At 50.1% G+C, this 11,864-nt stretch carries 12 protein-coding genes; 4 read left to right on the forward strand and 8 right to left on the reverse strand.

Annotated features, from left to right (window positions below):
- Positions 1-44: 44 nt before the first annotated feature.
- From FBF27_03315 to tuf, 3 genes are all read right to left on the reverse strand, one after another.
- Complete coding sequence (locus tag FBF27_03315) at positions 45-659, reverse strand: hypothetical protein (GenBank protein ID QJU09425.1); 615 nt, start codon at positions 657-659, stop codon at positions 45-47.
- Between the two features lie 41 nt (positions 660-700).
- The gene (locus FBF27_03320; protein ID QJU09426.1) at positions 701-1,627 is read right to left on the reverse strand and encodes an L-lactate dehydrogenase; all 927 of its coding nucleotides are present in this window, start codon (positions 1,625-1,627) and stop codon (positions 701-703) included.
- Between the two features lie 149 nt (positions 1,628-1,776).
- Entirely contained in the window at positions 1,777-2,961 is a 1,185-nt protein-coding gene (tuf, locus tag FBF27_03325) for an elongation factor Tu (GenBank protein QJU09427.1), read from the reverse strand.
- 127 nt (positions 2,962-3,088) lie between these two features.
- On the opposite strand from tuf, the gene FBF27_03330 reads away from it, so the two are divergent.
- On the forward strand, positions 3,089-3,607 hold the full coding sequence (locus FBF27_03330; protein ID QJU09428.1) for a hypothetical protein: 519 nt from the start codon (positions 3,089-3,091) through the stop codon (positions 3,605-3,607).
- Positions 3,608-3,742: 135 nt separating this feature from the next.
- Positions 3,743-5,569 carry a glutamine--fructose-6-phosphate transaminase (isomerizing) gene (gene glmS / locus FBF27_03335; GenBank protein ID QJU09429.1) on the forward strand — a complete coding sequence of 609 codons (1,827 nt, stop codon included), beginning with the start codon at positions 3,743-3,745 and terminating at the stop codon, positions 5,567-5,569.
- A gap of 10 nt (positions 5,570-5,579) precedes the next feature.
- Here glmS and tgt read toward each other — a convergent pair whose 3' ends face one another.
- Positions 5,580-6,869 carry a tRNA guanosine(34) transglycosylase Tgt gene (tgt, locus tag FBF27_03340; protein ID QJU09430.1) on the reverse strand — a complete coding sequence of 430 codons (1,290 nt, stop codon included), beginning with the start codon at positions 6,867-6,869 and terminating at the stop codon, positions 5,580-5,582.
- Here tgt and FBF27_03345 point away from each other — a divergent pair.
- Positions 6,822-8,786: a 1,4-alpha-glucan-branching enzyme gene (locus tag FBF27_03345; GenBank protein ID QJU09431.1), complete on the forward strand. Its 1,965-nt coding sequence runs from the start codon at positions 6,822-6,824 to the stop codon at positions 8,784-8,786. The two genes, tgt and FBF27_03345, sit on opposite strands and share 48 nt — an antisense overlap.
- A gap of 27 nt (positions 8,787-8,813) precedes the next feature.
- Here the strand turns inward: FBF27_03345 and FBF27_03350 are convergent, their stop codons facing one another.
- Positions 8,814-9,407, reverse strand: a complete 594-nt coding sequence (locus FBF27_03350) for a uracil-DNA glycosylase family protein (protein ID QJU09432.1) — start codon at positions 9,405-9,407, stop codon at positions 8,814-8,816.
- 80 nt (positions 9,408-9,487) lie between these two features.
- On the opposite strand from FBF27_03350, the gene FBF27_03355 reads away from it, so the two are divergent.
- Positions 9,488-9,940: a hypothetical protein gene (locus FBF27_03355; protein QJU09433.1), complete on the forward strand. Its 453-nt coding sequence runs from the start codon at positions 9,488-9,490 to the stop codon at positions 9,938-9,940.
- On the opposite strand, the gene FBF27_03360 is transcribed toward FBF27_03355, so the two are convergent.
- From FBF27_03360 to FBF27_03370, 3 genes are read right to left on the reverse strand one after another with little or no spacing between them, the layout of a single operon-like run.
- Positions 9,921-10,637: a phosphohydrolase gene (locus FBF27_03360; protein ID QJU09434.1), complete on the reverse strand. Its 717-nt coding sequence runs from the start codon at positions 10,635-10,637 to the stop codon at positions 9,921-9,923. The genes FBF27_03355 and FBF27_03360 overlap by 20 nt on opposite strands.
- 48 nt (positions 10,638-10,685) lie before the next feature.
- Positions 10,686-11,108, reverse strand: coding sequence for a hypothetical protein (locus tag FBF27_03365; protein ID QJU09435.1), 423 nt, complete (start codon positions 11,106-11,108; stop codon positions 10,686-10,688).
- Positions 11,089-11,799 (reverse strand): NUDIX hydrolase, encoded by a 711-nt coding sequence (locus FBF27_03370; GenBank protein QJU09436.1) that lies wholly within the window; start codon positions 11,797-11,799, stop codon positions 11,089-11,091. Before FBF27_03370 ends, FBF27_03365 begins: the two co-directional genes overlap by 20 nt.
- Positions 11,800-11,864: the final 65 nt, after the last annotated feature.

The following is an 11,864-nucleotide window of genomic DNA, read 5'->3' on the forward strand; positions in this document are numbered from 1 at the left end:
AATTAATACTGTTTGGTAATTATATCACAATACCTGAAGTATGGCTAGTCAAGAACTACCGGATTTGCTGCCACCCACTGGCGCCACTGCGCGACATCTTCAATCGGCGGTCGATAACCCATAGCTTCACCCAACCGGCTCGCCGCCAAAATACAGGCTGCAATATAATCGGCATTAGCTTCGTGGTCAGACCGGACATATTCTTGGTATTGCTCACTAGTATAGTCCACCGGCAGAGGTACGATGGTATTATCTATCTCATCAAAAACCCGCATTACCTTTTCGTCAAGCTGGATTATGTGCCCTAACTCATGACAAAACGCTATCAACCCGACGATTTGACGACCTATTTCTGCATCCTCAAGTCGCTCACGCGGCACACCCAGTCGAGACGACATCCGTGCTATAAGATTCGGACTAGACAGCGTCTCCCTTGTACCGATGACAATCATTGGAATTTTCTCACCATTCCGTGTTTCACCCTCACCACCCCTGAAGTCACCACTGTTCTCATCAATAACAATTTGCATCTCCTCTAGTGTCCGAGCCGGAAACAAATTCAAGGCGGTCTCGTAAATATCGCCTGCTAGCGGATTGATACACTCACCAAGTTTTTCGACTCTTAATTTTTGCGCTTTTTTGTGCGACAACTCTTCCATAGTAATCTAACTGTAACATATAATATTTATTCCGTCAAACATCACTCTAAACTACGAATGGCTTCTGCCACCACTTTGGCCGAATGACGCAGTGCCGCCTGTTCGCGCTCATTAAGCGGATACCCAGTCAAGATCTTCACACCATCCGCACAAATCGTTGATGGCAGGCCGAGCACTACATCGTGCAGCCCATACTCGCCCTCAACCAGTGAGCAGACTGGATAGACCGAGCGTGACGACGAGCGTAGTGCCGAGACAATCTTGGAGATAACGAAACCAATTGCATAATACGTCGACCGCTTGGTCTCGATCACCCGGTACGCCCGTTGACGAATTTTCTCCTCAATACCATCGACCATCGCTGGCTTAAATCCCGGATAATCAGCGAGCGGCACCTCACCGACTTGCGCTGATTCGATTGTCGCAAATGATGAATCACCATGCTCCCCTAAAATATACGCATCAACCTCCCGACTATGCACATCTAGCTCGTCTGCAATATATGATTTAAGTCGCGAGGTGTCAAGTGCTGTCCCCGTGCCAAACACCCGACTCTTTGGCAGGCCCGATTCTTTCAGCGCCACATACGTTAGTGCATCAACCGGATTTGATACCACAATGATATACGGGCGAGCACCATTTTTTATAATATTTCTAACCGTCCCACGCATAATCTCAGCATTCACGCCGAGCAGCTCCAGTCGCGTCTGCCCCGGCTGTTGCGGTGCACCAGCGGTGATAACCACGATATCATCAGTCTTGATATCGTCATAACTACCAGGCCGCACCACAACACACCGATCAATTCCCATTCCATCAGTGATATCCGCCGCTTGACCCCACGCCAGATCGGGGTTACGGTCAATCAGCACGATTTCCTCAACCACACTCCGTAGTGCGCAGGCGTATGCCGCTGTCGCACCGACCATACCGCCCGCACCGACGACCACCAACTTCTGTTTATTCATGTCTGTCTCCTGATTTTTTATTGCAATAACCCCTCTACTGTAACGCTATCTCATTAACTTGTCAAACTGTTCATGATAGTCCATTGACAATGTAGCCCATCAAAAATCCCCCAGTTTCCCGGGGGATTTTTATGCTTAGGTTATGAAGATTATTTGTTAATCTTTGTTACCACACCAGCACCAACGGTACGGCCGCCTTCGCGGATAGCAAAGTTCAAACCTTGCTCCATAGCGATTGGCGCGAGCAACTTAACCTTGAAGGTTACGGTGTCGCCTGGCATGACCATTTCTTTGTCAGCTGGCAGCTCAACTTCACCAGTCACGTCAGTGGTGCGAAAGTAGAACTGTGGCTTGTAACCCTTGGAGAATGGAGTGTGGCGACCGCCTTCTTCCTTCTTCAAGATGTAAACCTCAGCCTCAAACTCGGTGTGCGGCGTAATGGTGCCTGGCTTTGCCAAGACCTGGCCACGCTCAATGTCAGTCCGCTCAATACCGCGTAGCAAGACACCAGCGTTGTCGCCTGCTTGACCCTGATCCAGAGACTTCTTAAATGCCTCAATACCGGTCACCACTGATTTCTGAGTTGGGCGGATACCAACGATTTCAACCTCGTCGTTCAGCTTAACAACGCCCTGCTCAATACGACCGGTTGCCACAGTACCGCGACCCTTGATTGAGAAGACGTCCTCAATTGGCATAATGAACGGCTTGTCCATGTCGCGTGGTGGCTCTGGGATGTAGTTATCCATCGCGTCAACCAACTCCATGATAGCGTCTTCGTACTTCTCATCGCCTTCCAGCGCCTTGAGAGCTGAACCCTTGATAATTGGAGCATTCTCATCAAAGCCGTTCTTAGCAAGCAGCTCGCGAACTTCTTCTTCAATCAGCTCAACCATATCTGCGTCAGCCATATCCATCTTGTTGAGGAAGACAACGATCTTTGGCACGCCAACCTGCTTTGCCAGCAGCACGTGCTCGCGGGTTTGCGGCATTGGGCCGTCGGTTGCCGCAATCACTAGGATCGCGCCGTCAACCTGGGCAGCACCGGTGATCATATTCTTGACGTAGTCAGCGTGACCTGGCATATCAACGTGCGCATAGTGACGGTTCGGTGACTCGTATTCTTGGTGTGAGCTGGCGATGGTAATACCGCGCTGGCGCTCTTCTGGTGCGTTGTCGATCTGGTCGTACGCAATTGGTTTGTTAACTGCGCTTGGGAGGCGCTTTGCGAGCACTGCCGTAATTGCGGCGGTCAGTGTCGTCTTGCCGTGGTCAACGTGGCCCATAGTACCGACGTTCACGTGCGGCTTGCTTCGGTCAAATGCATCTGCCATTTGTAGAAGTTCTCCTTTACTTAATTATATTTTCACGCGGGTACAGTCCATTAAACAGACCTCACGGCGTATGTTCTTGATTATAACTGGTTTGCAAACTGTTGTAAATAGGGTTTATACTATGAGCATGAGTATCTTTTCTAAGAAAGTAACACCCGAAGCAGCTCGCGCCGGTGTGTACCCAAAACGATTATCGTATGACGAGCGTCAGGAGCTAAATGCCGAGTATGATCGTCGTCATCAAACCAGTCTGCCGAAGCTACCCTCCTTAAGTATCGCCTTCCTTCTAACCATAGCGCTCGCAGCAACCTGGATGTTCATCAAGCTCACCACCTTATTTATCAAGGCCAGCGGACAGTCTGCCGTCTTTCTATTATTCTTTCTATTTATCTTCATCGCGATCTGCTACGGTGTTACATTTTTCTACGTCAAGCGCACCCTTGATAGGCTCAGCGTTAGTGGCACAAAATTTGTTATCGTTTACGTCGCACTCGTTAGTGTCGTACTCGGGTGCTGCCACCAACTCGGTGTCGCTCCCTTTCATACACTTCTGTCACTACCGCTCCCAACTTTGTTAATCTCTGCCGGTGGACACTACGTTGCGACGAGCATACTCGCCAGATGCTGCATCCATTTTGAATGGTGATATCAATAATTGTATTATATACAACACTTTCTTACAGGGGTAGATTGTTGTAATTATTACTTTTTGTTCATTATTTTTCTGAGATGTCGTATACTGAAGAATGTGTATCAGTTAATGCTAAAGGAGAAATAATGTATGTGTGGAATTGTTGGCTATATCGGTGAGCGCGAGGCGCAGAACATCCTTGTCGCTGAACTAAAGCGGCTCGAGTACCGCGGCTATGACAGCGCCGGAATCGTCACCCTGTCGGGTTCTGCCACACCAACCCTGCTGCGCACCAAAGGCAAGGTGGCAGCGCTGGAAGAGCTTGTCGGACAACATAAGACGAGCGATACGGTCGGCATCGGACACACCCGCTGGGCAACGCATGGTGAACCAAGTAAACGCAACGCTCACCCACACCATGTTGGCGAGATTTATCTGGTACATAACGGTATCATTGAGAACTACCAAGACCTTAAAACGATGCTTTCTGGCCATGAGTACGAGTTTAAGAGCGATACCGATAGCGAGGTGTTGGCGGCCCTGATTGACTATCTGCGGCGTGACTCACCGGATTTGCTGACAGCAGTCACCGGTGCATTGAAAATGGTGGTTGGAGCGTATGGCATTGCAGTGCTTGACACCACGAATCCCGAAGAAATTATCGTGGCTCGCCAAGGCAGCCCGCTGATCATTGGCGTCGGAGATAGCGAAACATATATCGCTAGTGACGCCTCGGCGCTAGTTGGCTACACCAATCAAGTGGTATATCTACACGATGGTGAAATCGGCCGCTGCACTCGCAGTGGGCTAGAACTACAGACAATTGAATCGCAAAAGCTTGACGTCAAGATCGAAATGCTCGACATGGATATGCAGGCGATTCAGAAGCAGGGCTTTGACCATTTCCTCGCCAAAGAAATTTATGAACAGCCAACCAGCCTCGCCGCCACACTGGCCGGCCGCGTACTGCCTAAACAGAAATATGCGCGCCTCGGCGGTCTCAACATGAGCGATGATGAACTGCGCCACGTTAAACATGTCATCATCGTTGGCTGTGGCACTGCCTATTTTGCTGGTGTGCAAGCCAGCTACTTTATCGAGCAACTGACCGATGACGTGACTATCAGCGTCGAGATTGCCAGTGAGCTACGCTACCGCGCATTCAACGTGCCTGAGCACTCGGTCGCTATAATTGTTAGCCAGAGTGGTGAAACAGCCGACACCCTTGCCTGTCTGAATGAATTGAAGCGACGTGGCGTTAAATGCCTCGGCGTCGTCAATGCCGTCGGCAGCACAATCGCCCGAGCGGTTGATGGCGGCGTGTACTTACACGTTGGCGCCGAGATTAGTGTCGCCAGCACCAAGGCCTTTACCTCACAAGTCGCCGCTCTGACGATCTTTGGTATCATGCTCGCCAATGCCAAGGGCACCAACCCACAATTTATTGATGAATTTGTGCAAGAATTAGCGATACTACCAAGCGAGATCCAAAAAGTCCTCGATAAACAAGGTGCCGAGATACCTTCCATCGCTAGGGCGTATGCTGATTACAATCACGCACTCTATATCGGTCGTGATACGCTGTATCCGATCGCTATGGAGGGTGCGCTGAAACTCAAGGAGGTGAGTTACATTCATGCTGAAGCGTATGCCGCCGGCGAGCTGAAGCATGGCCCGATCGCCCTGATTGATGATCGTTTCTTTGAGGTCTGCTATATCCAAGACAACTGGCTGTACGAGAAGTCGCAGAGCAACTTGATCGAGATGAACACTCGTGGCGCTCATGCCATTGTTATCACCGATACGACGAAAAAGGTGCCAGGCGAAACCGTTATCCGCGTCTCAACCAAATTGACGCACCTCACGCCGCTCTTATTCAATGTCGTGTCGCAGCTCCTAGCCTATCACGTGGCTGTCGGGCGCGGTCATGATGTCGATCAGCCACGCAATCTGGCCAAGAGCGTGACGGTCGAATAATGCTCTCGCGCTAGTGGCGATAGTACGTCGCTAAAAACGCCTCGCGAAACTCGTAAAATGTTCCGTCCTCTAGGCTGGCACGAATATCATCAACTAGTTTGACGATAAATCGTTCATTGTGGATCGACAGCAGCGTGCCAGCCAGAGATTCGCGGGCATGGAGTAAATGACAGAGATAGGCGGCAGTATAATTCCTGCAAGTATAGCAATTGCAATCTTCCATAATTGGTTCAAACAGTTCGCGGTATTTTTGGCCGCGAACATTGACTCGACCACACGGCGTGTAGGCCGCGCCGTTTCTGGCCACGCGTGTCGGGCTGACACAGTCAAAGGTGTCGATTCCCTGCTCAATCGCCGCAAAAATATCGTCCGGCTCGGAGATGCCGAGCAAATGCCGCGGCCTGTTCTCGGGCAAGATTTGATTAACCCACTGAATCGTCTGCGCCATGGTTTCCTTTTCCAGCGCGCCACCGATGCCGTAGCCATCAAAGTTCATTGCACCTAGAAACGCAGCCGTTTGCTTGCGCAGATCCTCGTAATTCGCACCCTGCAGCACGGCAAATAACGCTTGATACGGTTTGTCGGGACAGGCTTCACGGAGTCGTTTGACCTCCGCCAAACTCCGCTCCGCCCACGCATGCGTCCGCGCCAATGCCTCCACCTGATAATCATATGGATCAATCAGCGAGGTCAGTTCATCAAAGGCAAAGGTAATATCCGCGCCAATGCCCGCCTGAATCTGCATAGATAACTCCGGCGTAAATTTATGGTACGAGCCGTCTAGGTGCGATTTAAACATCACGCCGTTTTCATCCACCCAAGCATGGCGCGACGATTTTTTAGCGATGGCAATTTCCTCATCAACATCCGTACTCATAGCCAAAACCTTCTTAAAACCTGACCCCAGACTTAGCACCTGAAAGCCGCCGCTATCAGTGAACGTCGGCCCTGGCCAATTCATAAATTTACCCAAATAGCCAGCCTTCTCGATGAGCTGATGACCCGGCTGCAAATACAGATGATAGGCGTTTGCTAGCACCGCTTGCGCACCGACATCCGCCACCATCTCTGGCAGCATCGCCTTGACATTAGCCTTAGTGCCGACCACGATAAACGCTGGCGTTGTAATATCGCCGTGCGGCGTGTGAATAACGCCAGTGCGCGCCAGCGTGTCGCCGAGCCTAGACGTTATTTCAAAAGAAAACGGTTTCATTTGATAGATTATATCAGTTTTTTCCGCTACACTATAACCATGAGCAAGAAAACGCTGGTTGAGCTTGATCCGTGGCTGACCCCACATGAACCCGTCATCAAGGTGCGCGAGGCGTATGTTTCGTCAATGCTACAGAAGATCCTGGATGGTAAATCGCCGACTGAGTTTGCCTTAGGGTTTTTACATTTTGGCCTGCACCAGACGGCGGCGGGCTGGACATTTCGCGAATGGGCGCCGAATGCTACGCGGCTGGTTTTGATGGGTGAGTTTTCTGGGTGGCAGGAGCGCGAGAAATTTAGTTTACAGCGCGGTGAACATGGCGAATGGAGTGTTGATTTGCCGGAGGACGCGCTGCACCACGGGCAGAAATATAAGCTGCGCGTCTATTGGCCGGGCGGAGCTGGTTGGCGCTTGCCATCATATGCCACCTACGTTATTCAAGATGATGATTCGGTGGATTTTTCTGCCGTAGTCTGGCAGCCTGATGAGCCATATCAGTGGCAGCACAACATTCCATCTGCGCCAAACGTGCCGTTAATTTATGAGGCGCATGTCGGTATGAGCAGCGAAGAGGAAAAGGTCGCCAGCTTCAACAAATTTACTGCGGGTGTCCTGCCGCGCATCAAACAGGCAGGATACAACACCATCCAGCTAATGGCTATCGCCGAGCACCCGTATTATGGCAGTTTTGGCTATCACGTCAGCAACTTTTTCGCGGTGTCGTCGCGGTTTGGCACGCCCGATGATTTCAAGCGGTTAGTTGACGCGGCGCACGGATTGGGGCTGCGCGTCATCATTGACATTGTTCATGCTCATGCCGCCAAAAATGAAGTCGAAGGCCTCAGTAATTTCGCAGGCAACCCGACGCAATATTTCAAGGCTCACGATCATCCAGCATGGGATTCGCGGTTGTTTGATTATGGCAAACCGGAAGTACTGCACTTTTTGGCTAGTAATTGCCGCTGGTGGTTGGACGAGTACCACGTTGACGGCTTTCGATTTGACGGTGTAACCAGTATGCTGTATCACGACCACGGTTTGGACAAAAGCTTCACCAGTTATGATGATTATTTTGCTGACGATGTTGATAAGGACGCCCTGGTCTATCTCAGACTGGCAAATGACGTCATTCACGCCGTTCGCCCCGACGCCACGACCATTGCCGAGGAAATGAGTGGGTTACCGGGCTTGGCGGCACCGACTGAACACGGCGGCCTAGGCTTTGATTATCGCTTGGCGATGGGCGCGCCCGATCTCTGGATCAAGACATTGAAAGAGAAGCGCGACGAAGATTGGGACCTGGGCGAATTGGCACATACGCTGAGTTCGCACCGCCCAGAGGAAAAGGTCATCACCTACGCCGAGAGCCATGACCAAGCCTTGGTCGGCGACAAGACGCTGATTTTTCGCCTGATTGATAAGGAAATGTATGAGCATATGAACAAGGACGACCCCGACCTGACCGTGGAACGTGGCATAGCCCTACATAAACTGATTCGACTGCTGACAGCCGGACTGCACGGCGGCGGCTACCTCAACTTCATGGGTAATGAATTTGGACATCCCGAATGGATCGATTTTCCGCGCCAAGGTAATAATTGGTCGTTCAAGCACGCGCGGCGCCAATGGAGTTTACGCGACAATGGTTTTCTCAAATACCAATGGCTGGGCGAGTTTGATGCAAGCCTGATGAAAATTGCCCAAACCATTGATGACCCAGGCATTCACTACCTCACCATTCGCCAGCACGATCACGTCGTCAGCTTCACACGCGGCGATCTTCTGTTTATTATGAACTTCTCGCCCAACCGGTCGTGGACGGATTACGGCATACCAGCGGCGGCTGGGTCATACAATGTAATTTTGGACAGCGACGACAAGCAGTTTGGCGGGCAGGGCCGGGTTGATCCTCATGGTCGCTACTTTACAACGCCACATAACGACGAGCACATTATACGTGTATACATACCGGCACGAAGTGGCCTCGTACTACAAAAAGATTGACCGCGAAGCTATGTTAGTATGAATACCCTACCATGATCTTGACTTCTGTGCTAATTCTTTGACCATCTTAGACAGAATCGGAATGACATTCATTTCGAACCACGGATTGCGCGCCCGCCAGCGGAAGTTAAGCGGTGATGGATGGACAAGTGGAAAATAATGAGGCAGATACTCCGCATAATGCGCGACTGTTTCGGTCAGGTTGCGCTTCGCCTGCTTATTAAGATAGTATTGCTGAGCATGAGCACCAACTAAAATCATCAGCCTCACATCCGGCATCTGTGCTAGCAGCCGCGGATGCCACTTTTTGGCAAACTCCGGTCGCGGCGGTAAATCACCATGCGCAGCCTTACCTGGATAATAAAAATCCATTGGCATTAGAGCAAACAAATCAGGATCATAAAATTGTTCATCGGTAACCCCCAGCCACTGACGCAACGTGCGACCACTGGCATCATTCCATGGCGTACGTGTTTCCTGCGCTATTCGTCCCGGCGCCTGACCAACCAGCACGATACGTGAGCGGGGTGAAGCGGTATAGACTGGCGGCCAACCACGAGCGTGAAACGAAGCATTCATACTATCTTGATCGATTTCATCATATAGCAACGGCCTAGTCATCACATTAGTATATCACAATCATTCTATACTGTTCACGCTTCAGACTACCCTTCGTCAATATTATGTGATATATTGTTCACATGGATATAAACTCAAAAAATATCATAGCTACCTTGATCTCGCTCGGCATCCCACCAGCCTCAGCGACAATTATCCATTGCCTCCTTATCACCCCACCGTACCACCATAGCCACACAAGCCTGCATGAGCAAACTGGCTTTAGCAAAGCAGCTATCACCGGTGGACTACGCTATCTAGAAACACTTGATATGATCTCCTACCGGATAGACAGTTCACGGCGGCAGCATATCGCCCTTGCTATCAAGCCGCTCGTCACCTACATTCAACAACGTATGTTGCTGTTTGACAAACTGGCTGACGAATTACACGCAGCGTCAGCCGAGCAAGTAGACGGTGAGTTTTCATCGGATATCGCCACGGTAGCTGAGCTGTGTAGCGCAACCAACGAAATAATTTGGCAGGCCATAACGACCTGGGAAGAGCAATATACCTCTACTCATCCATCGAGATAAGATATTCTTCCAGAAAATCACTCCACTCCGGTACATTCTTTTCTCGAAAATAGGCACGAAGAAAAGTAACCATAGTTTGCTGACGAACTAACGCTTCGTCTCGGCCCGGATCGGTCATCATAATCTTTGGTAGCTTCAACAACTTTTCAAAGAAATAATTAATAAAGCTATCGCCATCATGCGTGCCACCGTTAGCGTTATATCGATGCGCATCAATGTTCACATCAGGCCAAACAGTTGGATCAAATATCCGACAACTACCGTGATTCACCGCATAAATAAGTGCCCGCTCGATACCGCATGCCCCAATCGCATCACACATATCGGCATCAGACACTATCTGACCGGCCAAACGCTCTGGCCGCACACCATGTAGATAGCGACTATAGCCAATCCGAGCAATATTATGACGCACCGCATCCTGCAAACCAGCCGCAACACCAGCTTTTATCATAATCGACGTGGCATTATTGAGTTCATCCGCTTGCTTTTTGCCAACTAATTTATAGTCATCAACATCGTGTAGCCATGCCGTCAGCAGCACTTCGTCCATCGAAGCCGCTTCTTTTTTATACTCATTCGCGAATCGCTCCGCTAGTCGTGCCACACGCTCAACGTGTTCGTCGCTATGGCCTGACGTATCACCGCCAAGCAGTCGGCAAACTTCCTGTCTTACTATCGTCATTGATTTGTTCATAAACTTTATTATACACCCCCATGCAAGTTATGGACGTAAATCTATTTATTAGCTACGAAACCCCAAGGTGCATAATGCATCATACACACTCGGAACAACGTAAACTAGTTCACGCAGCATAATATCAACTGGTGCTGTTCGTGAAAAGATTGGTTTCTTTAATGCGAGAGCATAACCGATCTCCATCGCAGCACTTATGCCAACATAGCCTTTGGGGGCATGTAGTAAAATAAAATCAGACTGCTCGATAGCCCGTAAATGCCAGTTTTCTATCTCTCGAGGCGACAGGCCAACTTCTGCAGCGTCAACAACAAATTCACCGTCCATAAAGTCCACTCGTCGCGGTGACAATACCTGACAGCCAGTTACGGCTAGCTCGTCGTAAGCTCGCCGCAACCCGTCAATATCGCGCCTGTACGACCCACACAATACCGCACGTACTGCCCGCGGCCTAGAACTCCGCACTACCATATTCATATATTATTTCAGTCAACTCGCCGCACCCGTTGATACACGCCGTGATTTCTCGCAAAAAACTCTTGTACTTTTTTGGTTCATCACGCATCTCATCGAGTGTACGCCAAGTATTTCTGCCGCCCTCAAACTGTACGACCAATTTACCCGAAAATACCTTGCAAAACATCAGGTGAAAGATCTTGTCTTCGATAATTTCACCTGTTTGCGCATGGCGCACACGTTCATGGTACACCCCGCGATGAACAAACTCACCCCGTAAACCCGTCTCCTCCGTCAATTCACGCGAGGCCGCATCGGCGATTGACTCGGCCCACCGCACTTTGCCAGTAGGCGCACCCCAAAACCCATAGTAGGGGTGCTTGAGCCGCTGCTGCAATAAATACTGTTTTTCTCCATCATGCTCACGTTCGATCACGAGCATAACTGCCACCTTTGGCTGCCGCTCAATAACACCGGCATCGGTATCAAGCTTATTCGCGTACTCCTTGCCCTTGACCGAGAGACAATACCCGCCGTCGACTTTCTGCACATAACCTAGCTCAACGAGCCGTTTGATATGAAATTTGATATGATCACTTTCCAGGCCGCTTGCTTTTTGTAGTGTTGCGAAATTAGCCACTGGCAAAAATAACAATTCCCGCAAAATTTTCGTTTGTGCCTCATGGATCTTTGCTTCAAAACTCATATCATTTCCTTTTGGCTCTAGTGTAGCGCGATCAGATTAGAAAAACTAGGGAAGTCGACTTCCCT

It is taken from the genome of Candidatus Saccharibacteria bacterium oral taxon 488, from assembly GCA_013100805.1.
GTDB lineage: Bacteria > Patescibacteriota > Saccharimonadia > Saccharimonadales > Saccharimonadaceae > Nanosynbacter.